This window comes from Candidatus Accumulibacter aalborgensis (assembly GCF_900089955.1).
Taxonomy (GTDB): domain Bacteria; phylum Pseudomonadota; class Gammaproteobacteria; order Burkholderiales; family Rhodocyclaceae; genus Accumulibacter; species Accumulibacter aalborgensis.
Map to the genome: position 1 here is coordinate 1 of NZ_FLQX01000019.1, position 23407 is coordinate 23407.

The 23407-nt window shown below is 63.9% G+C and carries 20 protein-coding genes; 6 read left to right on the plus strand and 14 right to left on the minus strand.

Features of this window, described 5'->3' with window-relative positions; translation table 11 throughout:
• Nucleotides 1-113 precede the first annotated feature (113 nt).
• From hybE to ACCAA_RS02400, 7 genes are read right to left on the minus strand one after another with little or no spacing between them, the layout of a single operon-like run.
• On the minus strand, nucleotides 114-752 hold the full coding sequence (gene hybE / locus ACCAA_RS02370; RefSeq protein WP_186405650.1) for a [NiFe]-hydrogenase assembly chaperone HybE: 639 nt from the start codon (nucleotides 750-752) through the stop codon (nucleotides 114-116).
• Entirely contained in the window at nucleotides 749-1060 is a 312-nt protein-coding gene (locus ACCAA_RS02375) for a HypC/HybG/HupF family hydrogenase formation chaperone (RefSeq protein WP_186405651.1), read from the minus strand. The genes hybE and ACCAA_RS02375 overlap by 4 nt, the downstream gene beginning before the upstream one ends.
• The gene (locus tag ACCAA_RS02380; RefSeq protein ID WP_245754398.1) at nucleotides 1060-1575 is read right to left on the minus strand and encodes a HyaD/HybD family hydrogenase maturation endopeptidase; all 516 of its coding nucleotides are present in this window, start codon (nucleotides 1573-1575) and stop codon (nucleotides 1060-1062) included. Before ACCAA_RS02380 ends, ACCAA_RS02375 begins: the two co-directional genes overlap by 1 nt.
• Nucleotides 1575-3278, minus strand: coding sequence for a nickel-dependent hydrogenase large subunit (locus tag ACCAA_RS02385; RefSeq protein WP_186405652.1), 1704 nt, complete (start codon nucleotides 3276-3278; stop codon nucleotides 1575-1577). Before ACCAA_RS02385 ends, ACCAA_RS02380 begins: the two co-directional genes overlap by 1 nt.
• 23 nt (nucleotides 3279-3301) lie before the next feature.
• Nucleotides 3302-4477 (minus strand): Ni/Fe-hydrogenase cytochrome b subunit, encoded by a 1176-nt coding sequence (gene hybB, locus ACCAA_RS02390; RefSeq protein ID WP_186405653.1) that lies wholly within the window; start codon nucleotides 4475-4477, stop codon nucleotides 3302-3304.
• A complete protein-coding gene (gene hybA / locus ACCAA_RS02395) occupies nucleotides 4474-5508 on the minus strand; it encodes a hydrogenase 2 operon protein HybA (RefSeq protein WP_186405654.1) in 1035 nt (344 codons plus the stop codon). The genes hybB and hybA overlap by 4 nt, the downstream gene beginning before the upstream one ends.
• A 1-nt stretch (nucleotide 5509) precedes the next feature.
• Nucleotides 5510-6697, minus strand: coding sequence for a hydrogenase small subunit (locus ACCAA_RS02400; RefSeq protein ID WP_186405655.1), 1188 nt, complete (start codon nucleotides 6695-6697; stop codon nucleotides 5510-5512).
• Between the two features lie 349 nt (nucleotides 6698-7046).
• Between ACCAA_RS02400 and ACCAA_RS02405 the strand changes: the two genes are divergently transcribed.
• Together ACCAA_RS02405 and trhA are read left to right on the plus strand one after the other, a co-directional pair.
• Nucleotides 7047-8432: a sensor histidine kinase gene (locus ACCAA_RS02405; protein ID WP_186405656.1), complete on the plus strand. Its 1386-nt coding sequence runs from the start codon at nucleotides 7047-7049 to the stop codon at nucleotides 8430-8432.
• Between the two features lie 10 nt (nucleotides 8433-8442).
• Nucleotides 8443-9060, plus strand: a complete 618-nt coding sequence (gene trhA / locus ACCAA_RS02410; protein WP_186405657.1) for a PAQR family membrane homeostasis protein TrhA — start codon at nucleotides 8443-8445, stop codon at nucleotides 9058-9060.
• 4 nt (nucleotides 9061-9064) lie between these two features.
• On the opposite strand, the gene ACCAA_RS02415 is transcribed toward trhA, so the two are convergent.
• Both ACCAA_RS02415 and ACCAA_RS02420 read right to left on the minus strand, forming a co-directional pair.
• Entirely contained in the window at nucleotides 9065-11743 is a 2679-nt protein-coding gene (locus ACCAA_RS02415) for a bifunctional acetate--CoA ligase family protein/GNAT family N-acetyltransferase (protein ID WP_186405658.1), read from the minus strand.
• A gap of 123 nt (nucleotides 11744-11866) precedes the next feature.
• The gene (locus ACCAA_RS02420; protein WP_186405659.1) at nucleotides 11867-12193 is read right to left on the minus strand and encodes a hypothetical protein; all 327 of its coding nucleotides are present in this window, start codon (nucleotides 12191-12193) and stop codon (nucleotides 11867-11869) included.
• 194 nt (nucleotides 12194-12387) lie between these two features.
• On the opposite strand from ACCAA_RS02420, the gene ACCAA_RS02425 reads away from it, so the two are divergent.
• Nucleotides 12388-13665 (plus strand): DUF2254 domain-containing protein, encoded by a 1278-nt coding sequence (locus tag ACCAA_RS02425; RefSeq protein ID WP_186405670.1) that lies wholly within the window; start codon nucleotides 12388-12390, stop codon nucleotides 13663-13665.
• Between the two features lie 188 nt (nucleotides 13666-13853).
• Nucleotides 13854-15326: a patatin-like phospholipase family protein gene (locus ACCAA_RS02430; RefSeq protein ID WP_186405660.1), complete on the plus strand. Its 1473-nt coding sequence runs from the start codon at nucleotides 13854-13856 to the stop codon at nucleotides 15324-15326.
• Between the two features lie 111 nt (nucleotides 15327-15437).
• On the opposite strand, the gene ACCAA_RS02435 is transcribed toward ACCAA_RS02430, so the two are convergent.
• The 4 genes from ACCAA_RS02435 to ACCAA_RS02445 all read right to left on the minus strand — a co-directional run bounded on the left by ACCAA_RS02435 (nucleotide 15438) and on the right by ACCAA_RS02445 (nucleotide 17921).
• Nucleotides 15438-16241, minus strand: a complete 804-nt coding sequence (locus ACCAA_RS02435; RefSeq protein WP_186405671.1) for an endonuclease — start codon at nucleotides 16239-16241, stop codon at nucleotides 15438-15440.
• Nucleotides 16242-16346: 105 nt separating this feature from the next.
• A complete protein-coding gene (locus tag ACCAA_RS02440; RefSeq protein ID WP_186405661.1) occupies nucleotides 16347-16541 on the minus strand; it encodes a YjfB family protein in 195 nt (64 codons plus the stop codon).
• Between the two features lie 41 nt (nucleotides 16542-16582).
• The gene (locus ACCAA_RS22400) at nucleotides 16583-16714 is read right to left on the minus strand and encodes a hypothetical protein (RefSeq protein WP_281193153.1); all 132 of its coding nucleotides are present in this window, start codon (nucleotides 16712-16714) and stop codon (nucleotides 16583-16585) included.
• A 241-nt stretch (nucleotides 16715-16955) separates the two neighbouring features.
• Nucleotides 16956-17921, minus strand: a complete 966-nt coding sequence (locus tag ACCAA_RS02445; RefSeq protein ID WP_186405662.1) for a hypothetical protein — start codon at nucleotides 17919-17921, stop codon at nucleotides 16956-16958.
• A gap of 380 nt (nucleotides 17922-18301) precedes the next feature.
• Here ACCAA_RS02445 and ACCAA_RS02450 point away from each other — a divergent pair, with 380 nt between their 5' ends.
• Both ACCAA_RS02450 and ACCAA_RS02455 read left to right on the plus strand, forming a co-directional pair.
• Nucleotides 18302-21130 carry a DUF2339 domain-containing protein gene (locus ACCAA_RS02450; RefSeq protein WP_245754401.1) on the plus strand — a complete coding sequence of 943 codons (2829 nt, stop codon included), beginning with the start codon at nucleotides 18302-18304 and terminating at the stop codon, nucleotides 21128-21130.
• The gene (locus ACCAA_RS02455) at nucleotides 21130-22518 is read left to right on the plus strand and encodes a DUF3999 domain-containing protein (protein WP_186405663.1); all 1389 of its coding nucleotides are present in this window, start codon (nucleotides 21130-21132) and stop codon (nucleotides 22516-22518) included. The genes ACCAA_RS02450 and ACCAA_RS02455 overlap by 1 nt, the downstream gene beginning before the upstream one ends.
• An 8-nt stretch (nucleotides 22519-22526) precedes the next feature.
• Here ACCAA_RS02455 and ACCAA_RS02460 read toward each other — a convergent pair whose 3' ends face one another.
• Nucleotides 22527-23309 (minus strand): 2-phosphosulfolactate phosphatase, encoded by a 783-nt coding sequence (locus ACCAA_RS02460; protein WP_186405664.1) that lies wholly within the window; start codon nucleotides 23307-23309, stop codon nucleotides 22527-22529.
• Between the last annotated feature and the right edge of the window lie 98 nt (nucleotides 23310-23407).

Genomic DNA, 23407 nt, shown 5'->3' on the forward strand with positions numbered 1-23407 from the left:
TTGCCCTTCTCGCCGCCAATTACTGCCGCCAGATTTATGCGGATTTACTCCGCCGGCAACAGGTGGCACAGGGTTCTGACGAAGGCAACTATAATCACCGTATCGGGCCTGACTCAACCTCGGGCGATGCGTCGGAAGAACGCGCGGCGAGAGGTGCCCGGCTTGACCGCTGAGCTTGGCGCGGGCTGCACGCGTGCTTCCACGGGTGGTGCTGTCGCGAGCAGCGTGGTGAGCGCGGCAACTGCGGCAGCGCGTGCGGCTGCCTGCGAAGTGAACTGCCCAGGAGGAGCAAAAAGCGCGCAGTACTGGTAGGAGGGGATCTCGGCGCTGGCGTCATGGTCGGCGATGAACTCAAGCGGTCCAATCGGGAACTGGACATGACAGCGCTCGCCGGGACGTCGGTCAGACCAAAGGTTTCCGCCGCCAGGTACGAGGAAGAGATTGACAAACCACGGTGTGATCACCGTGCCAAGCCAGTCACCCGACGCGGAGAGCAGTGGCCGGTCGATCAGTTCACTTTGGTCGACAGGGGAACTCGCGGTAGCCAAGCGCAAGGCGCCGACCGATTGCCAGCGGCGAAAGCCGACTGCTTCCACCGACAATGCCGGATTCACGAAAGGCAGATCGCGCATGCTGTTGGCCCAGATGCGACGGTACATCGCTTCAAGGCGCGCTGTCGGGTCGGTCGTGATCGCTTCGGCTGGTGGAGGTTGTTCCGCCTGAAAGGCGGCCTTGTGAATACTGCCGGTCACGGGTGGCCGTCCCCTGCCGACGGGTCGCTGCCGAGGTCGGCAAAATGCCGCGAGGAATCGTAGTCACCGACCAGTGAGGCCGAGAGCGCGGCCAGCGCATCTTCGATCAGAGCGCGCTCGGCATCATCGATGACTTCCCGGGCGAGTCCGAGCGACGCCAGAATCCACGTTCCAATAGGCTGCGGGCCGAGCAGCATCAGGTTGACCCGCTCGCGTCGCCGGGCGTCCCCCTGGTAGCGTTCGACGATCGCAAAGTCGCCGTTGTCGCCTTCCAGCGCGACGACCTGCATCGGGATCGACAGGCACATCAGGCGGCCTCGCTGGCCAGGGGCGAAACTTTGACGCCGAGCACTGCCAACTCGTCGACCACCATACTCAGTAGTTGCGGCATTCCGGCTTCGGCTGTCGGGCTGAGTTCCATCCCGAGTGTCAGGGACTCCGGTTGCATGCCGAGGATGGCCGTGTATTTCGGTGCCTTGCCGATCAGTTCGAGGGTAGCCAGGACATCGCACAGCCCGATCTGGTGCGGCGACAACTTGGTCCGAAAGAATACTGGAACGGCCTCAGCAGTGAGCCGGATCAGCGTGCCCGGCGCCTTGCCGGCCCGTATCGCGTCGACCATGATCAACGCATCGAGATCCTCCAGATCGTCGAGCATCTCCATGCCGCACGTGCCGGCGTCGATGATTCCGACTTCAGGCGGCAGCGAATAGCGCAAAGGGAGGCGCTCGATCACCCGCACGCCGAGGCCCTCGTCGCTCAACAGAATGTTGCCGGCGCCCAGCACGACGATACGCATGGCCAGCCCCGATGCTGACCGCATCAAGCGGCCTTGACCCTGACCACCGGCCGGTTCTCCTGATCGACGACATGCACCGCGCAGGCCAGGCAGGGGTCGAAGGAGTGCACCGTGCGCAGCACTTCGAGCGGCTGGTCGGGAATGGCCACCGGGGTGCCAACAAGGCAGGCCTCGTAGGCTCCAGGCTCGTCCTTCTCGTTGCGCGGTGCGGCATTCCAGGTGGTCGGGACGACGCACTGGTAGTTCTTGATCTTCCCCTCGTCGATCACCACCCAGTGTGAGAGGACGCCGCGCGGTGCTTCGTGAATACCGACGCCGGCGATCTCGCCCTTCGGGAAGACCGGCTTGTTGAAGGTCTTCAGGTCGCCCTTGGCCATGCTTGCCAAGAGCAGATCCCACTGCCTCGCCAGTTCGTCGACCTCGACGGCACAAGCGACGGCACGCGCGGCGTGGCGGCCGATCGTCGAGTGCAGCGCGTCGAGGCCGACCTTGGTCTTGGCGATCGTCGAAACCAGTTCAAGCGCGTGCGTTGCGTAGTCGATCGTCGGCTGGTGCCCGGCCGCAACCATCGCCAGCACGCGCGGCAGCGGACCGACCTGCATCGGCTTGTCGTAGAAGGTGGGCGACTTCAGCCATGAGTACTTGCCGTCTTCCTGGAAGTCGGTGTATTGCGGTCGCGTTTCGCCCTTGTACGGATGCAGAGGGCCCGTGCCGCCTTCGTACCAGGAATGCTTGACCGATTCGGTCACGCCATCCCTGAAGTAGGCGTCGCCATGGGTCTTGATTTCCTTGAAACTGGCCAGATCGCCACCGGCAATATGGCCGCCGGGCAGCGCGAACTGGGTGTTCTTGCCGTCCAGCGGAATATCAGGCACCGAGATGTAGTCGACAATGCCGCGTCCGATCGCCGTCCACTGCGGATAGAAGCCGCCGACCACAGCGACGTCGATCAGGTAGACGTTCTTGACGAAGTCGGCGAGTTGATTGATCCAGGTCTTGACCGCCAGCAGTCGCTCGACGGTCAGCACCGCCTGCGAGTCGATCGCCAGCGCGTTGGCAACGCCGCCGACGACGACGTTCTGGATATGCGGCGTCTTGCCGCCGAGAATGCTGACTACCTTGTTGGCGTGCCGCTGCACCTCGAGTGCCTGCAGATAGTGGACGACGGCGATCAGGTTGACCTCGGGCGGAAGTTTCATCGCCGGGTGCCCCCAGTAGCCGTTGGTGAAGATGCCAAGCTGACCGGTACCGACGAATCCGGCGAGGCGCTCCTTGACCTTGGTGAACTCGGCCTTGCTGTTGCCCGGCCAGGTCGACAGGCTCTCGGCGAGGCTCGCTGCCTTGCCCGGATCGGCTTTCAGCGCGCTGGTGACATCGACCCAGTCGAGCGCCGAGAGGTGATAAAAGTGCACGATATGGTCGTGGACAGCATGCGCCAGAATGATCATGTTCCGGATGTACTGGGCATTGACCGGCAGTTCGAGTTGCAGCGCGTTCTCGACTGCGCGCACCGAAGCCAGCGCATGCACCGTCGTACATACGCCACAGATGCGTTGGGTGATCGCCCAGGCATCGCGTGGATCCCGACCGATCAAAATGTTCTCGATCCCTCGCCACATCTGGCCCGAAGCCCACGCTTTCTTGACCTGCCCGCCGTCGACTTCGACATCCACACGCAGGTGGCCTTCGATTCGGGTGACCGGATCAATCGTGACTCGTTGCGACATTGTCTTGTCTCCTGGTAAGAGCGTTAGCTGCGCGCCGGCGCCGGCTGAGCGTACGCTTCTTCACGCGGCAGCACCGGGAATCGGCGGGTGATGTAAATGTAGCCGAGTACCTCGGCGGCGAATATGCCGATGGTGACCAGCAGTTCCGGCACCGACGGAAAGTAGTTCCAACCCGGACCGGTGTCGAAAGCGATCAGGAAGCCGTTCAGGCGCAGCAGGATGCCGCTGACCATGACCGCGATGCCGGCGAGGAACAGCCTCGCCGGATTGCGGCGCGCCTCGGTCGTGCCGATCAGCAGGAACGGTGCGATCAGGCAAGCGTTTTCGACCCAGAAGGTCAGCGCTACGTACGTCGGCGTGAACGCGTCGCCAATGACGCCGCGCACGACGAGGTCGGCAAAGCGTACCACCAGAAAGACGGCCATGATACCGAGCATCACCTTGGCCATTGGATTGAGGAGCGATACCTCAATTTGCCGCCGATAAGCCGATGCCGCCACGCACGACTCGAAGAGTATGACCCCGTAGCCGAGCGTGATCGCCGACAGCAGATAGAGCAAAGGCTGGATCGGGGTTTGCCAGAGCGGATTGACCTGGTCGCCCATGACTACCAGCATGGTGCCCAACGAAGCCTGGTGCATCATCGGCAGAACGACACCAAGGGCGATGAAGAAGAACAACACCTTATCGAGTTTTCTACGCGCGTCGCGCAGGCCCAGTTTTTCGAGAAACACCGGCGAGAACTCGATCCACATGACGATAATGTACAGGGTGATGCACGCCGCGACCTCGAACATCACCGAGTTGACGTTGAAGTAGCCCGGCCAGAAGATATGCCAGAAGTTCCACCAGCGACCAAGATCGAAGGTGATGGCAGCACCGGCCAGCGTATAGCCGAAAAGGCTGCCGAGCAGCGCCGGACGCACCAGCGGATGGTACTTGCCATGGTTGAAGATATAGACCAGCAGCGCCATGCAGAAACCGCCGCAGGCGAGGGCCGAACCGATGAAAACGTCCACTACAACCCATATGCCCCAGGAGTAGCCATCGTTCACGTTGGTGGTCGAGCTGAGTCCGAAGAACAGGCGGATGACGACGACCGTCGCCATGATGGCCATCAGAACGCCACAAACAAGGGTTGTGGCATTGAACAGGCTGCCGCCGACCGGCGCCGGTGCGGCGTGTGGCTGAGCGCTCATGATTCCTCCTTGTCGTTCTCGTCTGCGGGCGCATCGTCTTCATGATGAACGTTGCGTTTGGCGACATAGGTCATCGCGCCGAGCACGGCAAACGGCATCAGCAGCCCGCCGTAAAGCGTGTGCTGGATCGTTTCCGAGGTCGACGCTGACGATTTGGGCGACAGGTAGGGCATACCTACCTTCTCGAAATCGACGGCCGAGAGCTTGAGCACCTGCGTGCCGCCATACTCGGTTTCGCCGTAGACGTGCTGCTTGTACCTTCCGACGTAGCCTTCGTAGCTCTGGTCCGGCCCGCCGCTGAGGTTGCCGCGCGGATAGGTGGTCACGCTACCGGGTTCGAGCGCCAGACGCCGCTTGGCTTCGCGCAACAGATCGCTGGTGCGGCCGTAGAGCGTCGCTCCGGTCGGGCAGACCTCGGCGCACGCCGAGTAGTGACCGTCCTTGGTGCGATGCCGGCAGAGCTCGCACTTGCCGATCTTGCCGGTCGGCGAGTCGTACTGGTACTTGGGAATTCCGAAAGGACAGGCGACGACGCAGTAGCGGCAGCCGACACAGGCTTCGGCATCGTAGGCGACGATGCCGGTCTCCGGATCTTTGGTCATCGCCGTCACCGGGCAGGCCGAGACGCACGAGGGGTCGGCGCAATGCATGCACGAGGTTTTCATGAACGCGTAGCCGTTGACTTCATCGTCCTTGGTGGCCATCGTTCCACTGCGGTACATCTTGATGATGTTGAAAGTGTAGCCGCTGGTATCGAGCGGCGTATCCCAGAGCTTGTCGACCGTCGAGAACTCGGGAGGATTGTCGTTGACCCGCTTGCAGGCAGCGACACAGGCCTTGCAGCCGATGCACAGCGTGCCGTCGTAGAGCAGGCCAAGGGCCCCGGGCGGGCGCTGGTAGGTGTCGCGCGCCTCGACCTGGGGGCTGACCGTGGCGACAGCCACAGCGGCGCCGGCGACACTGACGCAGCCTTTGAGGAACTGGCGACGCGAGTCTGCATCGGTTCGGCTATCAGGAATTTTGCTATGCATGTCACACCTCCGTTTTTTCGCTCGCTGCCCTCGCTTTCTCGGCCTCCTCGGCCTTGTAGGAAAGCCCCAGGTTGCGTGCCACCATGGCTCCGCCACCGGCCGCGACACCGCCCACGGCAGCGAGAACTGCGGCCGATCCCATCGTCGCGCCGATTCCCTTCTCTTCGACGATGCGCGGATACTGCTGCGGTGGGTCAACGTTCTTGACTTTCGCCAGCATGTGGATCGGCTTGCTGAAGCCGACACCCTGCTCGGTGCAGCCAATGCAGGGACAGCCGCAACCCACGGGCCAGGTACCGGCGCCGGCGTCACCGAACAGGATACTCGGGCAGTTGGCGTAGGTTTCCGGCCCCTTGCAGCCCAGTTTGTAGAGGCAGTAGCCCTTGCGGTGTCCTTCATCGCCGAACTCGATGGCGAAACGCCCGGCATCGAAGTGCGCACGACGCTCGCAGTTCTCGTGGATCAGGCGCGAGTAAGCGAATTTCGGCCGACCGAGCTCATCGACGGCGGGCAGCGTACCGAAGGTCAGGAAGTGCACCACCGTGGACAGGAAGTTGTAGGGGTTCGGCGGGCAACCTGGGATGGTAACCACCGGTTTGCCGAGTACCGCTGCGACACCGGAAGCTCCGGTGGGGTTCGGGGCGCCGTTCGAGGGCATGATCGAAGGCATGCCGCCCCAGCTCGCGCACGATCCGATGGCGATCACGGCAGCCGCATCGGCGGCGCATTCCTTGGTCAGCTCGATCGCCGTCTGGCCGCCGATCTTGCAGTAGATGCCGCCATCGCGCGTCGGAATCGCCCCTTCGACGACTAGAATGTAGCTGCCCTTGTTCTCGGCCATGGCCGTCTTGCGCGCTCTTTCGACCTGATGGCCGGCAGCGGCGAACAGCGTTTCGTGATAATCCAGCGAAATGACGTCGAGAATCAGACGCTCAAGCGTCGGGTGCTCGGCGCGCAGCATGGACTCGGTACAGCCGGTGCATTCCTGGAAGTGCAGCCAGATCACCGAAGGCCTCTTCTTCGCCGCAACGGCTTCGGCGACCGCTGCCTCAGCGCCGGGAGGCAAGCCCAGACTGGCCGCCACGGTGGCGCAGAACTGCAGAAACTCTCTTCGCGGCATGCCAAGTCGGTTGCTCGCGGTCGCGATGCTCGCATCACCTTCCAGCTTCAGCAGACTGGTGTTTGCCATTTTTCCTGTCCCCTCTCTCGTCGCCCGATCGTTGGTCGGGAGGTTTGCCTGGGTAAAGCCCAAAAAGCCCCTGTGCAGCAATACTGCGAAGTGCATACAAAAACCGTGCCAGTTCCGAATACTAATTAAAAACAGTGAGATGAGTTGGCATCTGGGGCGTCGGAAAGGAATTTGACTATGCGTTCATCGCCTGAAGTGGAAACCTTGTTTCCACCGTGATGCGTACCTCGCAGGCGCTTGATCGTTGCGCCAGTCATCGATTCGTCCTACGATCGCGGCATGCAAGGATTCATTCTCTCTGGTCAGAGCGGACTCGCTACGCCCTCGATGGCCGCACCAGGGCCGTGCCATGGCCACTTCAGACTTGCCCGCTAGGCGCTTGCGGCAGTTCCCGTCGATCGCTCCGGACAGCCTGCCGGAAACCGAATCGGCGCTTGGTGGCGTTGACGAGGGGGTGTGGATCGAGGTGATCCGCAAGATGGACGAGGTCTATAACGACCTTCTGCAATACGAAGTGGCCCTCGAGCAAAAGAACGCTGCCCTCGAAGACTCGCAGCAGTTCATTGAAAGCGTCCTCGCGTCGATGTCGGACATCCTGATCGTCTGTAATCGGCATGGCGCCATCCAGGAGGTCAACGACTCGCTGCGGCGCTTCATTGGCCTCGACGAGACCGCGCTGCGCGGGCGACCCGTGTGCGAACTTTTTGCCGACGACGCGTCAAGGCAGCGCGCCGGCGACTTCTTCTCGGCGGCACGTCCGGCAACGGTGCAGGATTGCGAGTTGCTGATCAGTGGCGGCGACGGCAGCCCACTGCCCGTTTCGCTCAACTGCACGCCGCGCCTCTCGGCCACCGGCAAGCTGGTCGGGATGGTGCTGACTGGTCGCCCGGTCGGCGAGTTGCGCCGTGCCTACCATGCCCTGCGGCAGGCGCACGAGGATCTCAAGCGCACCCAGCAGCAGCTCGTGCAGGCCGAGAAGATGGCTTCGCTCGGTCGCCTGGTCGCTGGTGTGGCGCATGAGCTGAATAACCCGATCAGTTTCGTTCTTGGCAACGTCCTGGCCATTCGCCGCTACGCCGCGCGTCTGCAGTCCTATCTCCAAGCGGTGCACTCGGAAGCGTTCGCGCGCTCGCCTGAACTCGACGCGCTGCGCCAGGAATTGCGCATCGACCGCATCATGCAGGACTTCACCCCGCTGCTCGACGGAATGACCGAAGGCGCCGAGCGCACGCGTGACATCGTCGATGGCCTGAAGCGTTTCTCGGCCATGGATCGCAGCTCGGATGCCCCGTTCAACCTGGCCGACGTCGTCGCGCGCGCGGTGCGCTGGGTAGCACGCGCGGAGAGGCAGCCCTTTCGGGTCATTGTCGATCTGCCGGAAGAACTGCCGGTCATCGGATCTTCCGGGCAGATGCAGCAGGTACTGATGAACATCGTGCAGAATGCCCGTGACGCGACCGCAGCCAGCGCGGCGCCGATCCTCGAAATCACGGCCGAACGGCGCGACGCGATGATCCTCCTGCACTTCGCCGATAATGGGCCGGGAATCAGTGCCGGGAATCTGGCGCGCCTTTTCGACCCCTTCTTCACGACCAAGCCCGTTGGGCAGGGCACCGGGCTGGGACTGTCGATCAGCTACGGCATCGTCGAGCGACACGGCGGATGCCTCAGCGCAGCGAACCGGCCGGAGGGCGGCGCCATTTTCACGCTCAGTCTGCCCTTGGCGAAGGTATAGACCCCCGGATATGTACCACGGCGAAAAACTCAACGCCTGGACGCACCTCGTCGGCGCCGTGCTGGCGCTCGTCGGGTCGGTGGTCCTCATCGTCGTCGCGGCGCAGGGTGGCGATCCGTGGAAAGTGGTGAGCGTCTCGATCTACAGCGTGACGCTGGTCCTGCTGTACAGCTTCTCGGCGCTGTACCACAGCTTTCGCGGACGCGCCAAGGATATCCTGAGGGCGTTGGACCACCAGGGCATCTATCTGCTGATCGCCGGCAGTTACACGCCGTTCTGCCTGGTGACCTTGCGCGGGCCATGGGGTTGGTCGCTGCTGGCGGTCGTCTGGTCGCTGGCCGTGCTCGGCGGCGTGCAGGAACTGTGGCAGAAGAGCGAGGCACGCATCCTGTCGCTGGTCATCTACATCGCCATGGGCTGGGTGGTCTTGGTGGCGCTGATTCCTCTCGTGCAAGCGCTGGGAATGGCCGGTTTCATCTGGCTCGCCGTCGGCGGCGTCTTCTACACCACCGGCATCGTCTTCTACGCGCTCGACACCCGCCTCGCGCATGCGCATGGCGTCTGGCACCTGTTCGTGATGGTCGGTAGCGCTGCGCATTACGTGGCGATCCTGTATTACGTTCTTTGATCCGCTATTTCTGCTCGTGGGCATCCAGCGCAAGGCGAAGGTCGACGGTGCCGCGGTCGCTTCCCGTCGTCAACTTGAAACCAAGGTCCTGGGCCAGATGCTGCATGCGTAGGTTGCCGTTCAGCGTTTCGCCACGCAACTCGGCGATTCCGCAGCTACGCGAGTAGTTGATGATGCTTTGCAGCAACAGTCGCCCGAGTCCCTTGCCCTTGATCGCGGAAGCGACGACGATGGCAAAGTCGGCAAAGACGTGGTCGGGATCGGCGACGGCACGCACCTCGCCGAGTACGCGCTCCAGGCCGTCGCTGGCCAACTCGATGGCCACCAGTGCCATCTCGCGATCGTAGTCGATCTGGGTGAAGCGAGCCAGGCGGGAACGCGGCAGATTCCTCATCGAGTCAAAGAAGCGCATGCGCGAATCTTCGGGAGCCAGCGAATTGAGGAGTTCGCCGAGGGTGATCTCGTCCTCCGGTCGGATGGGCCGGATCAAGATCTGGCGACCGTCCCAATCGACCGTCTGCTCCAGTTCTTTCGGATAGGGGCAAATGGCAAAGCGGCGCAGGCCGCGCGTGTGCCGTTTCCTTTCGATGCGCATGCGCACATTCAGCGCGAGCACGCCCGAGGTCTCGACATGGAGCGGGTCGAGTTCCACGCCGACCACGTCGTCGATGTCGGTGAGCAGTTGCGACAGGCGGACCAACGCGTGGCTCGCGGCGGACTCCAGTGCCGCGCGGTCGGCACTGGGCGCTTCCTCGGCAAAGCGGCTGCGCGTCACCAGATCCTGAGCCAGCGCCAGGTTGAGCGGCGGCAGGGCGACCACGAAGCAGCCACCTCGAGTCACGGTGGTGGCCGGGCCGAGGAAAATCAGCGGACCGAAAACCGGATCGTCGACAGCGCCGCAACGCAGCGCGGGAATCCCGCTGCGGGCGGCGCTCGGTCGCAGCCGGTAGCCGCTGATGCGGACTCCCGGCCGTTGCGTACGCGCATTTTTGCGCAGGCCGCGAGCGGCAATGTGGATGTCTGCCGACGAGCGCAGTCCTGACGCTTCCAGTTCAAAGCCAGCCGCATCGGCCAGTACCAGATGGAGATCGACGGGATAGCCGATGTCGTCGGCGCTGCCTATCGCCGAATCGATGCTGCTCGCCAGGGGATACTCGGCCACGGCTATCCCGTAGGCCTGCAAAAGGCGGCGCGCCTGCCGTGCCGGCAAGGTGACCAAGCCGGCATCGATGGCTTCACTGACCGCGCTACGGGCGACATCGATGTCCGGCGAGAAACCGTCGGCCAGCGACGGTGGCATCTGCATCAGCAGCTTGCGGTTGCGCAGATAATTCACCACCCCGAGAAAAACGGCGATCGCCTTTTCCGGTGAGTCATGGCTCAGCACGCCGTGCGCGGCAGCGATTTGTTGAGCCTCGAGCATCGCCGTACCGCCCACCCAACAGGTAAACACGTTGCGCTCGGTGTTTGTCGCCACTTTGCACAGCGCCGCTGCGACATCGGCGCTGGGCGCGAAAGGTGAGGGCGAACAGACCGTCAACACGGCATCGGTATCGCGGTCGACGAGCACCGCAGACAGTGCTGCGGCCCACTTCGTCGACGTGATATCGGCCGGCAGTGCGACCGGATTGCCTGCCGTCAGCCTCGTCTGTAGCAGTCCGTCGAGTTGCTTCATGGTTTCTTTGGACAAAGTGGCCAACTGGCCTCCCGAGCGCAGCAGCGTGTCGCCGGCGATCCGCCCGAGGCCGTGGCCGTTGGCCAGAATGGCCAGGCGTTCGCCGCGCATCGGCCGCACGCGCGCCATCGCTTCGGCCGCTTCGAACAGATCCGCGAAGGTATCAATGCGCACCCAGCCAGCGCGGCGCAGGGCTGCTTTGTAGACTTCGTCGGCAGTGAACGGCTTGGCGGCCGTGTTCCTGGTGTCGAGGCGTTCGAAGTGTTCAAAGTGTTCGCCGCGGATGGCGACGACCGGCTTGCTGCGGCCGGCGGCGCGCGCCGCCGACATGAACTTGCGGCCGGCAGCGACCGAATCGAACTGCACCAGGATCGACTTGGTGTCCGGGTCTGCCGCCAACCAGTCGAGCACGTCGGCAAGATCGACATCGATACCGGCGCCCAAGTGCAGTACGGTCGAGAAGCCGATCCCCTTGCTGCAGGCGCGATCGAGCACCGCTGCGGTGACCGCAGTCGACTGGGTGACCAGGGCGATCCTTCCTGCAGTGGTGGTCACCGGGGCGGCGCTGGCATTGAGGCCGCGCGCGGGAACGATGAGACCGCCGCTTCCCGGTCCGAGGACACGGATCAGGTGCGGACGAGCCGCTTCGAGGATGGCCTTGCGTACCGCCAACACTTGGCTGCTGTTCATCGTGTCGCGCAGCAGGGGGCCAACGATCACCGCTCGTGTGCCACGGGCGCCGAGTTGGCTGATGATCTGCGGAACCTTGTCCAGCCCGGCGCAGATGATCGCCAGATCAGGCACCACCTGCAGTTCGTCGATGCGCACATGGGCGCCAATGGCGAACAGCGAGCGCTGCCGGGCGGCAATCGAAATGACCGGGCCCGAAAACCCGCCGGCGGCGAGATTGCTCAGCACCACTTCGGCGTAGCGGCTCGGCTGGTCGGGTTCGGTGACGATGCCTATCGACTGGGGACGAAAAAGAAATTCGAGGTTGCGGACCGTCATGGTGGCCTCGTCGGCGGGATGGGTGGGCGAGTAGGCTGTCTCGCCGCAAGCGCTTGTCGCTCGACCAACTGAAAATCGACCAGAGTTTCATCAGAGATGTGCGGTGCTTCCGTTGCCTGGGCTTCAACCGAGGATCGTGATGGTCAAGCGCTCAAGGAAGCCGAGGCTTTTCCACCAGAGCACGCCGTTTCTCCGAAAGCGGTTGCCGGACTCGGTCAACGTGAGCGTCCGGGCACCGAACTCGGTGGCACCGGTATCGGCAAGAAAGCCAGCCTTCATGAGGTATTTGGCGATCCACGGCTGCACCTGTTGGCCATCGAGCACCCAACGGGTGCCATAGCCATCGTCGTTGCCGGGCAGCATCAAGATGGGCCGATGCGTGCCCATCAGCCGCAGCACCTCGAGCGTCTGCGCCCGGTTGGGGATCAGCGTTGTTGGCGAGGAGTTCATGGTGCACTATTATGGACCTTTCCGGCGCGTCGCAGGTCAGGTGCAACTGCCCGTCAGTGCCAGGCAGACAGGAACGGGCGCATCGGCTTTCGGCCAGCAAGATGCACTGTAGAATTCTATATGCCGGAAAGGTTTTCTGCCGAGTAATTTGACCACCGGAAGAGAGATCTGTAGCGGAGCGTCATACCGAATTACTGTGGAGTGGAGTAATGGGCGATCGATTGAGGTTCCTTCTAAACCGCATCAGCGAGCGGCTGTGGGTCAGGCCTCTCGCGATGTGCGTGCTGTCGACGGCCGTAGTGTTCCTTGCGAAGACGGCGGACGATAGCGGAATCGGCCCGCTTGTTCCGGCGATTACTCCAGACTCGATAGAGACCCTGCTTGCCATTATCTCCGCAAGCATGTTGGTGATCTCCACCTTTGCCGTCGCATCGATGGTCTCCGCCTATGCTTCGGCCAGCAGCACCGCAACGCCGCGCTCTTTTTCGCTGGTCATCGCCGACGATGTTTCCCAAAACGCTCTCTCGACCTTCATTGGTGCCTTTATCTTCAGCATCGTCGCGCTTATCGCCTTAAAAAATGGCTATTACGATAGAGCAGGCCGTTTCGCGTTATTTGCTTTAACGTTAATGATTCTGGCCATGGTTATTATTACTTTCGTGAGTTGGGTGGATCGCATCGCACGCCTTGGGCGCATCGGGGGAACCATCGATAAGGTTGAGGCAGCCGCTGCTGCTGCCCTACAGCGAAGGCGGCGCACACCTACCCTTTGCGGTGTCCCTGCAGGGCGGCGTCAGGAGGGCGGGCAGGCCATTTACAGCCGGTCAATCGGATATGTACAGCGCGTCGATGTTGCTGCGCTGCAGACGTATGCGGAAAAATCGGGAGTACGAATCACGGTAGCAATCTTGCCCGGTACTTTTTCTGCGCCTGGCCGGGCTCTTGCCTACGTGACCGCAGACTCGGGTGATTTGTCTGTTATCGATGCAAGGCAGATAGCACAGGCATTTATACTCGGTAATGGCAGGCAATTCGACGAAGATCCTCGATTCGGTCTTATCGTCCTTTCTGAAATCGCAAGTCGAGCGTTGTCACCTGCTGTCAATGATCCCGGTACGGCAATCGGCGTTATTGGAACGTTCGTGCGACTTTTTGCGCTCTGGAGTGAGCCTGTCGAAGAAGGCGACGCGCGGATTTCTGAATGTGATCGCGTGGAGGTGCCAAAAATATCTTTGCGGGACATGTTCGATGATGCCTTTACAGCAATTGCTCGTGACGGAGCTGGCGCCATTGAAGTCGCGGGGCGGCTACAAAAAGCGTTTGAGTCGCTGTCATCGATCGGAGATGCCGAGATGCGGGACGCCGCGATACACCATTCCCGGTTGGCACTTGCTAGAGCAGAAAATGTGCTAGCAATTCCTGAAGACTTGGAGGTTGTGCGAAAGTTGGCGAAATTCGCCAGTTCTGTTTAGCAGAATGAGTTCTGCGTGATTGGACGTCCGCTCCCAGCCAAGACGAAGGTCGGGGTCGGAAGCTGTCATTCGTCGGCGCGAAGCGGCTCGCGTGGCGCCTTGCGGCCGGCGGCGAACCTGGCCCAGCCCAAAAGCGGCGTCAAGAAAGTGTAGAATCAGGATTTTACCTGATCCTCTCCGCCGAACTCATGACTTCATTGCCCACGCCCGCATTGCTGACCCTGACGTTGTCGCTTCTGCTAGGCGCGTGTGCCAGCCGCCCGGTCAATCCGCCGATCACGCAGGTCGACCCGCATACTGGCTACCGCTTCGAGACGCGCCAGGCGCATGTCCGGGACAAGGACAACCTGGTCATTCTCGCCTTCTCGGGCGGTGGCACGCGCGCAGCCGCTTTTTCATACGGGGTCCTCGAATTTCTTCGCCGTACGGAGGTCGTTGGGCCGAAGGGCAACAAGGCTCGCCTGCTCGACCATGTCGACGTCATCACCGGTGTTTCGGGTGGCAGTTTCACCGCGCTGGCCTATGGCCTTTACGGCGAGAAACTGTTCACCGACTACGAACAACGCTTCCTGAAGCGCGATGTGCAGGGAGAAATCATCGCACGTACGTTCAGCCCGTCGAACTGGGCCAGCCTGTGGTCCCTGGGCTGGGGTCGTTCCGAACTGGCGGCCCAGTTGTACGACGAAATTCTCTTCAATGGCGCGACTTTCGGCGATCTGAACCGTGGCGACGGTCCGCTGATCATGGCGTCGGCCACCGACATCTCGACCGGCGCCCGTTTCGTTTTCAGCCAGACTACCTTCGATGTCATCTGTTCTGACCTCAATGCCGTTCCCTTGTCGCGCGCCGCGGCTGCCTCTTCGGCCGTGCCGGTAGTGCTCTCGCCAGTGACGATCGACAACTATGGCGGTACCTGCAATGCCCACTTCCCCGCCTGGATGAAGCTCTTTGTCGACGCCGCCGAACCGCCGCGACCGGCGGCACGGGCGATGCGCACCTTGAAAGACATGCAGGCCTACAACGATGGCGTCCATCGGCCCTACCTCCATCTCGTAGACGGCGGCGTATCCGACAACGTCGGCATGCGTGCGGTGCTCGACGCGCTGGAAGTCGTCCAGGCTTTGCACGAGGTCGGCGCACCGACGCCGCTCGACCGTGCGCGCAGGATCATCGTCTTCATCGTCAACTCGCTTTCTTCGCCGCCGACCAACTGGGATGAATCGGAGGCCCCTCCCGGCACCGTGAACATCCTGCTGAAGTCGGCCGGGGTCCCGATTGACCGCTATTCCTATGAGGCGGTCGAGCTATTGCGAGACACGGCGGCGCGCTGGCAGACCCTGCGCCTGATCGGCAATTCGGCAGCGATGGCAGCCAACAAGGATCCTGCCGTGGCTGCTGCCCTGCGCGTCCCGAATGCCGAGATTTATGCCATTGACGTGTCTTTTGCGGCGCTCAAGGACAAGGCGGAACTGGATTACCTGAATCAACAGCCGACCTCGTTCGTGCTCCCCGCCGAGGCCGTCGATCGTCTGCGCGCCGCGGCCGGGACGATCATCCTCGCGTCGCCCGATTTCCAACGCTTGCTGAAGGATATCGGCGCCAGCATCGTCACCGACCCGCCACGTTCCGGCACAGCAGCGACAGAGCCGGTCGGCAAGTAGCGCGCCCGCCCGCCAGTCAAACCTCTCGCTGCTCCGCCGCGCGGGAGTTTGCCAGGCGCATGGCTTCTGCGTTGGCATGGCCACCCTGATGTACGACGGCAGGCAGTCGGCTTAGCTGCACGCTGCCTTGATCCGTTGCGGATCGGTGACCAGAGCGTTGCCGCTTCCCTGCCATTGCACAATGCGCTCGTTGCGCCGCAGCTCCCGGTCGTCGACCGGGTAGGTCCTGGCCCAGGCACACATCAGTTGTTTGTCCTGCTTGCTCATGCGCAGGCCGTAGGTGTGGTACATGTACAGGGTGATCCTGGCTGCTGTTCCGCGCACTTCTTCGCGCGGCTGCACGCGCTTCAGCCTGAAGTCAACCACCGTCTGACAGGCACCGTAGATCGGCTCCGGATGCTTGCTCCAAGCGCTATAGGCGAAGTTGCTGCGGTCGCCGTTGACTTCGCCGATGGCCGGTACCAGATTATGAAGGTCGCCCTCAGCGACCTGAAAGACGGCATCGGTGGCGGTACAATTCTTGCGCCCGCCGTCCTGCCAGCACTGGCGCTGATGGCCGAGTTCCCAGGCCGGAACCACGTGTTCCCACTCGATTCGCGCTGCGCGGGTCGCATTCTTGCGCGCCTGGTAGCCGCAGCTCGCCAGGTCGACCGCGTTGCCACGATAGCGGCAGCCGCAGTAGAACTCTTCCTCCATGCCGGCAAATATCCTCGGCAGAACCTTCTTGGCATTGGCGAAGTCGCGGTGTCCGACCGCTGTCTTGCCGGTAACCAGTTCAATTGATAGGCCGGACCTGGCAGGGGTGGATGGACTCTGCGGACTCGGCGAACTGCGAATTTTGCCGGGCTGAAAAGAAGACTGGCCGGAATAGCATCCGGCCAGCAGGGCAACGATCAACAGGGTGGTATAGCGCATCGCGCGCAGTCTATGCGCTGCGGAGAACCACGGCAAGCTCGAATCCCTGCGGCCGTGAGGGCCGCAGTCGGGTGCTTCCGGTGAAAGTCGCGCCAGCGACCGGTGCTAGCCGAAGGTGTCGACGCGATTGCCCAGATTCGGCGGGTTGCTGGGAATCACCTGCGCGGCCGCTGCAACAAGCTGCATGGCGTTCTCTGCCTGGATGTCGAGGGTTTTCTTCAGCACGGTCATCTGCACCGCGTTGGCAGTTCGGCTCTGACTCGTTTCAGTTGCTACAGCGGCGATGGTTGACACGTCCATGACCTCTGGCCTCCAATGATCTCTTGTGGGTGAACTCTTCTCTACGGCTGGTCTGGCGATTTCTTGAGCGGTATCTGACGATGCCGCCAGAAGTAGATGGCGAGGCCGGTCGGAAAGAGCGCCACGACGCCGAATACGGCCAGGAAGAGCAGCGCATCGCCAAACGCGTACATTCCCGCCGATGCCTGTGCAGCCGGGCCCTGCGTGTCGGTTTCCCATATGGCTACGCCGCGGCAGCGACGAGCACGGCCGCGGCGTAGCCACCGGCGACCAGGCCAAGCCTGAACGGCCATCTGAGGGCACGGCACGCGTCCACCCTGGCAGTCCCGCCAAGGTACCGGTTGACCGCTGAGCGAAGCGACGCCGATGGCAGGTCGGATTCGGTCGATCGCCAGGACACGCTCGCCGATCGCCTCAGGGATGGGGCGAGTGCGGCAGGCTGGAGCTGATGTCGGGAATTCCACGGAGGAAGATTGCCGATGCCTGGCTGCCGACGTAGGCATCGACGAGGTACTCGTTCCAGTGGTTGAACGTCAGTCCGTATTTCATCAGGCGGGCGTAGGCCTCGAACCGATCGGCGACCTTCAGCTTCGGCAAGGTACGGTCGAGGTAGCTCTGCCACTCGTCCCTACGCGGCATCTGGATAATGTACGGGGTGGTCATCACGACGCTCTGCGTGAAAGCAGGCGCCGGCGGTGGCAACACCCGAACCAGCCAGATTTCGCCGCGCTGCCCCAGATAGCCGGCCGGGACGATGCACGGCAGGCGTTCGTCGGTGATGAACTCGCGTAGATAGACTATCGATTTCTCGACACCGTCGTGGACGTACAGGCCCATGCGGGATTGCTGCATCACTTCGATCAGCCGGACGAATTCAGGGTGCGCTCCCGCCCAGCGGATCACGGCGATGATCGACGTGCCGAGCGTCTCGCGGGCCGGACCGACAGCGGCGTCGAATACCCCCCAAAAGAAGAAATACGAATAGGTGAGCGGACTCATCGGCGGTCCGGACGGCATGTACGTTCGTTCGGCCTCCTCGTAGTTCTTGGCAAGTTCTGCCAGCGGCGGCAGCGCGCTGATCGTCTCGGAGAGGACCGAGACCTGGTTTTGCAAGTAGACATAGATCGCATGCGCCGGATGCAGTCCGTCGAGGGTCTTGCGCGAGGCGACCGATTTCTGCAAGATCTCGGAGTGCTGGCGTCCGGTCGCGAAAGAGCGTAGTTCAACGACTTTCCGGTTGTTGAAAATCGTCAGGCGGCGGATGAGTTTCTGCGCGATGGGACCCGAGGGTGGTATGGTCATGATGAAGGTGTGGAGTGGATAAGAATCGACGAGGGAGGCGTCGAGCACGGTGATGAACGAGGCGAAATGCAAGGCCATTCAATCGCTGCGGGTCAGATTATTTCACCCTCACGCGGCGAACGCCATCGGTCATTCGGCGCCGACACGTCTCTATGCCCCGATCCTCGTCCTTTTGGAACCAGCGGACCCACAACAACCAAAATTACCTCCGTATCTTGCGGGGCAGCAACACGCCCGCGAGCGGCGAAATGACGCCGCACCAGAAACGATAGTATATTGAGCACAGGGTCTTGATGCTTGTTTGTGTTCCCGCGCCTTTGCACGTTGGCGTCGTCTTGCGCGGCGGGGCGGGGTAAGCCGACGCTCTTGGCTTGCCATGTTGGGTTACGGCCTGCGGCCTAACCCAACGAGTGCATCGGTGTCGAGGTGGCCACGGGTGCAGGAGTCAACGTCGAGCCATGGCGGGCGGCGGCAAGGGGAGGGGCGATCGGATGTGGTTTTTCGGGGCGGTGCTGGGGGCGATTCTTGCCGGGAGCATCGATTTCAATCTGGCAATTGTCGGTGCCCTGGTCGGCGGCGTGCTTGCCTGGCGGCTGAGCGCTCGGCGGCAGTCAGCCGAAGGGGATCGCTTCACGGCGCTAGAGGCGCAGTTGGCCCGGCTGGAATCCAGGCTGGAACGTCTGGAGCAGCGTCCGGTTTCGCCGGTGGCGGTGCCGGGGAAGGGCGGCGCGCCAGAGGCCGCCACAGAGGCAGACGATGCGGTGGCGCCAGCGCCGGTGTCGGTCGCCGAGGAAGCTCTCCGGGAACACCAGCCGATAGCTGTTGACGTGCCGGTGGCGGCAGCGGGGGAAGCGGCAACGCTGGCATCCGAAGCGCCAGCCCCCGAGGCGCCGACGCGCACGCCGCCGACTCCCGCGCGGCAAGCATCGTTGGCGGCCGAACAAGCGCGAACGGATCTCCCGGCGCGGCCGGCCTCGCCGCTTTGGGACCGGCTGCTGCGCGGCAACCTGATGGCGCGTGCCGGCGTCATCGTCCTCTTCTTCGGCGTGGCGTTCCTGCTGAAATACACCTACCAGCACGTGCAGGTGCCGATCGAGTTGCGGCTGGCTGGCGTCGCGCTGGCCGCGGTCGTCCTGCTGCTCATCGGTTGGCGGCTGCGGCTGACGCGCGAAGGCTATGGGCTTGCGCTGCAGGGCGGCGGCGTCGGTCTGCTCTACCTGACCATCTTCGGCGCGCTGCGGCTGTTTGGGCTGCTTCCGGCCGGGCCGGCCTTCGTGCTGCTGTTGGCGGTGGCGGCGCTGTCGGCAGTGCTGGCGGTGCTGCAGGATTCGCTGGCGCTGGCGGTGCTCGGCGCCGCGGGGGGCTTCCTGGCGCCGATTCTGGCCTCGACCGGCGACGGCAGCCACGTCGCGCTGTTCAGTTACTACGCCGTGCTCAACGGCGGCATCCTGGCGATCGCCTGGTTCAAGTCCTGGCGGCTGCTCAACGTGACCGGCTTCGCGTTCACTTTCGGCATTGCGACGGTGTGGGGTGTGCTGCGTTACTCGCCTGACGTGTATGCGTCCACGGAGCCGTTCCTGGTCTTGTTCTTCCTGATCTACGTGGCCATCCCGGTGCTGTTTTCGCGACGCGAGGCCGGGCGCGTCGAGCGCCATCTCGACAGCACGCTGATCTTCGGCGTGCCGCTGATCGCCTTTGGCCTGCAGGTCGGTCTGCTGCGCGAGTTCGACCAGGGTTCCTCCTGGAGTGCGCTGGCGCTCGGCGCTTTCTACCTGCTGCTGGCTCGTGCGCTGTGGGTGCGCCGTGGCGAGGGGCGGCGGCTGCTGGTCGAAGCGTTTCTGGCGCTCGGCGTGGTGTTCACGACGCTGGCCATCCCGCTCGCTTTCGACGGGCGCTGGACCTCGGCAGCGTGGGCGCTCGAAGGCGCGGCCATCGTCTGGGTCGGCGTGCGCCAGCAACGCTTGCCGGCTCGGCTGTTCGGCGTGCTGCTCCAGTTCCTGGGCGGCTTCTTCTATCTGGCCGATCTGCGCCAGCGCGTGGGCGACTGGCCGGTGGTGAACAGCGTCTACCTCGGCGCCCTGCTGCTGGCGATGGCCGGCCTCTTCTGCGGCTGGCTATTGCAGCGGCGGCGCGACGAACTGCGGCCGGCGGAGCGCTGGCTGGCCTGCGTCCTGTTTGGCTGGGGCGTCGCGTGGTGGGTTTTCGGCGGGCTGCACGAGATCGAGAGTCACGTTCGCCCCTCCTTGCAGGGCAACGCGATGCTGGCTTTCTTCAGCGGCTCGTGTCTGATCTTCAGTGGGCTGGCGCGCCGCCTGGTCTGGCCGCTGGCGTCTTATCCGGCGCTGGCGCTGTTGCCCTTGATGGCCTTGCTTGCGCTGAGCAGCGCCGCTCACGATGCGCACCCGTTCGCTCATCTCGGCTACCTCGCCTGGCCGATCGCCTGCGGCGTGCAACTGCTGCTGCTGCGGCGCCACGAGGCCTCCGGCCAGGGTTACCTTGAGTGGCTGCACGCTGGCGGCTTGTGGCTGCTGGCTGCGCTTGGCGCCTGGGAGGTGAGCTGGGCGATCGACACCTGGGTGGCTGGCCGGGCGGCGTGGCCGCTGATCGCCTGGGCGCTGGTGCCGGCAGCGCTGCTCGTGCTGCTGGCGCTGCGCGGCGAACGGATTGCCTGGCCGGTGGCGGCGCACCTCGACGCTTATCTGGTCGCCGGAGCGCTGCCGCTGGCACTCTTTCTCGGCGGCTGGTTGGTCTTCGGCAACGCCGTCTCCGATGGCGACCCCTGGCCATTGCCTTACGTGCCCTTGCTCAACCCGCTTGATCTGGCGCAGGCCGGCGCGGTGCTGGCGGTGGTCACCTGGTTCGTCGAAGTCCGCCGCCTCGGTTTGCCGCCTCTCGCGGCGTTGCCGCGGTCGCTGGCCTGGGCCATCGCTGCGGCGGCGGCTTTCTTCTGGGGCAACGCGGCGCTATTGCGCGCGCTGCACCACTGGGCCGGAGTGCCGCTTCATCTTGCCGATCTGTCGAGTTCGGACCTCGTGCAGGCCGCGCTGTCGCTATTCTGGACGCTGCTCGCGCTGGCTGCCATGGTGCTCGCCACCCGCCGTGCCTGGCGACCGCTGTGGCTGGCCGGCGCGGCGCTGATGGCGGTGGTGGTGGCCAAGTTGTTCCTGGTTGATCTGGCGAACGTCGGCACTATCGCGCGTATCGTGTCATTCCTCGGCGTCGGCGTGCTGATGCTGGTCATCGGTTACCTGGCGCCAGTACCGCCAAGGGAAGGAGAGAGTCCGTGATGAGCTGGCTTATCGGCGGGCTGCTGTTCCTGCTGGCCGCCGTGGCGAGCGCCGAAGCGCCGCGTGACTTTGCCTATGGCATCGATGTCGAGGCCAGTGGTCCTGAGTCGCTATTCGCCGTCGAGTTGCCTCCGGCGGTGTATGAAGGCGTCGTGCGTGCCGACCTTGGCGACCTGCGGGTGTTCAACGCGGCCGGTGAAGCGGTGCCGTATGCCTTTCTACCACGGCCGAGCGAGCGCAGGGACAAGGGGCGGTCACTGAAGGTGCCGTTTTTCGCTCTGCGCGGCGACGCGATCGCCGGCGTGGAAGGGGTCGAGGTGCGCATCGAACGAGAGACCGGGAAGACTGTGGTGACGACGAATTCCCGCGACACGATGCCGGCACGCCAGGCCGCGCTGCTCGGCTACCTGGTCGATGCCCGAGCGCTCGATCAGCCGGTGCGGGCGCTGGTGCTGGAATTGCCTACGCTTGCGGATAACGTCGTCACGCGGCTGCGCGTCGAGGCGAGCGATGACCTGGCCCGGTGGACGCCTCTGGTATCCGACGCCCCGGTGGTTCGGCTCGAAGCGGGCGGGCAGCGTCTGGAGCACTTGCGAGTCGAGTTCGCTCCGCGGCAGGCCAGGTATTTTCGCCTCTCCTGGCCGGCGACAGCGCGCCCACTGGAACTGGCGGGACTGGGTGCCGAAGCGGGCGAAGCGGTGGTCGAGGCGCCGCGCTCATGGAAGCAGGTGGCCGGCAGCGCGCTGCCGGCGCAGAAGGCCGGCGAATACGCTTTCGATCTGGCCGGGCAGTTCCCCGTCGATCGCCTGCGTCTGCGGCTGCCGCAGTCGAATACTGTCGCCTCGGTCGACATCCTGTCGCGCGCCAGCGTTGGCGATCCCTGGCACCGCGTTGCGGTGAGCGCCGTGTACCGCCTGGGCGCTGCCGGGCAGGAGGTAGTGAATCCGGATATTGTCTTGCCGCCGACGACGAGTCGCCAGTGGCTGCTGCGCGTCGATCAGCGTGGCGGTGGCCTGGGTCCCGGTGCCCCCGAACTGGGCGCCGGCTGGTTGCCGCAGCGGCTGGTTTTCGCCGCCCGCGGCGCGGCGCCGTTTCAACTCGCGTATGGCAAGGCGGCTGCCAGGCCGGTGGCCTACCCGATCACGACGTTGGTGCCGGGTTACCGCGGCGAGGACGATGGCCAGCCCGCAGCGGTCCCGCTGGGCAGCGCGACTACTGGCGCCGCCCGCACACTGGCTGGCGTCGCTGCCCTGCGCGAGCCGATCGACTGGCAGCGCTGGTCGCTGTGGGCGAGCCTGCTGCTCGGAGTGGCGCTGCTCGGCTGGATGGCGCTGCGACTCGGCCGCCAGCTCGCTGGGTCAAAGCCGGCGGAGCGCGGCGACGGCTGATCGGCTGGCTAGGCGCAGACTGGCGCGCAGCCGCAGCCCTTGTCCTGCATCTTGAGGCCGTTGCGCAGTACGCCCGTGGAGCGCAGGTCCTGGTCGGCGCGGCTGCGGTCGAGCTGCAGTCGACCGTCGACATGCGAGGCCAGCAGGGCGAAGTCGAAGCGGTCGGGTTGGGCGCAGAGTTCAAGATCATTGGCTGGCAGGTGGCGGTGGGTGCCGGCCTGGAAACGGCGCCCGAAATCGCAGTTGCGCACGCGGGCGGCGTACAGTTCAGGGTCCGGGTCGTCACCCTGGAGCAGGGCATCGACATAATCGGCACAGGCGATGTCTTCATCTCCGTCGCGATCGACCCATTCGCCGGTGATCACGAAGCAGACTTCGGCCGGCTGTAACTCCAGCAGCGCTTTCGCGGTGGCGCGCCCGACGACCAGACTGCCGGCAAACAGTGCCCGCGCGTGGCGAAAGCGGGTGAGTCCGCGCACCCCGGCGGCGGTGGTCTGAATCAACGGCCGACCGGAAAGACTGGCGCCCTGCAGCGCTGACGGCGAATTGCCGAAATCGAAGCCCGGGATCGGGTCGCCACCACCGACGGCACCGGTGGTCATCGCGTGCGGCAGCTTGCGCTGCAGGCGGAACGCGCCGGCGATGGTGTCCACCGGGTAAATCGTGCTGGCGCCGGCGGCAAAGGCGTAAGCCGCGGTGGTGAAAGAACGCAGCACGTCGATCACTACCACGGCATCAGTGGGCTCGTGTGCCGGGTCAAGGCGATTCAGGAAGAGGCGGCGGGTACGCATGGCGGGGGGGCAGGTCCTCAGGTGGCTGGTGACTCGAGCAAGGCCCCTGAAGTATCGCTGAAGACCGCCAGCCGGTCAAACCACCCCACTCTCAAAGG

Excerpts from the sequence above, each read along its gene's own strand:
- ACCAA_RS02385 (WP_186405652.1), bottom strand. The coding sequence starts at position 3,278 with ATGTCGCAACGAGTCACGATTGATCCGGTCACCCGAATCGAAGGCCAC.
- ACCAA_RS02415 (WP_186405658.1), bottom strand. The coding sequence starts at position 11,743 with ATGACGGTCCGCAACCTCGAATTTCTTTTTCGTCCCCAGTCGATAGGC.
- ACCAA_RS02450 (WP_245754401.1), top strand. The coding sequence starts at position 18,302 with ATGGCGGGCGGCGGCAAGGGGAGGGGCGATCGGATGTGGTTTTTCGGG.
- trhA (WP_186405657.1), top strand. The coding sequence starts at position 8,443 with ATGTACCACGGCGAAAAACTCAACGCCTGGACGCACCTCGTCGGCGCC.
- ACCAA_RS02420 (WP_186405659.1), bottom strand. The coding sequence starts at position 12,193 with ATGAACTCCTCGCCAACAACGCTGATCCCCAACCGGGCGCAGACGCTC.
- ACCAA_RS02435 (WP_186405671.1), bottom strand. The coding sequence starts at position 16,241 with ATGCGCTATACCACCCTGTTGATCGTTGCCCTGCTGGCCGGATGCTAT.
- hybB (WP_186405653.1), bottom strand. The coding sequence starts at position 4,477 with ATGAGCGCTCAGCCACACGCCGCACCGGCGCCGGTCGGCGGCAGCCTG.
- ACCAA_RS02460 (WP_186405664.1), bottom strand. The coding sequence starts at position 23,309 with ATGCGTACCCGCCGCCTCTTCCTGAATCGCCTTGACCCGGCACACGAG.
- ACCAA_RS02400 (WP_186405655.1), bottom strand. The coding sequence starts at position 6,697 with ATGGCAAACACCAGTCTGCTGAAGCTGGAAGGTGATGCGAGCATCGCG.
- hybA (WP_186405654.1), bottom strand. The coding sequence starts at position 5,508 with ATGCATAGCAAAATTCCTGATAGCCGAACCGATGCAGACTCGCGTCGC.
- ACCAA_RS02375 (WP_186405651.1), bottom strand. The coding sequence starts at position 1,060 with ATGTGCCTGTCGATCCCGATGCAGGTCGTCGCGCTGGAAGGCGACAAC.
- ACCAA_RS02430 (WP_186405660.1), top strand. The coding sequence starts at position 13,854 with ATGACTTCATTGCCCACGCCCGCATTGCTGACCCTGACGTTGTCGCTT.
- ACCAA_RS02445 (WP_186405662.1), bottom strand. The coding sequence starts at position 17,921 with ATGGCCTTGCATTTCGCCTCGTTCATCACCGTGCTCGACGCCTCCCTC.
- ACCAA_RS02405 (WP_186405656.1), top strand. The coding sequence starts at position 7,047 with ATGGCCACTTCAGACTTGCCCGCTAGGCGCTTGCGGCAGTTCCCGTCG.
- ACCAA_RS22400 (WP_281193153.1), bottom strand. The coding sequence starts at position 16,714 with ATGTACGCGTTTGGCGATGCGCTGCTCTTCCTGGCCGTATTCGGCGTC.
- ACCAA_RS02455 (WP_186405663.1), top strand. The coding sequence starts at position 21,130 with ATGAGCTGGCTTATCGGCGGGCTGCTGTTCCTGCTGGCCGCCGTGGCG.
- ACCAA_RS02380 (WP_245754398.1), bottom strand. The coding sequence starts at position 1,575 with ATGCGGTCAGCATCGGGGCTGGCCATGCGTATCGTCGTGCTGGGCGCC.
- ACCAA_RS02440 (WP_186405661.1), bottom strand. The coding sequence starts at position 16,541 with ATGGACGTGTCAACCATCGCCGCTGTAGCAACTGAAACGAGTCAGAGC.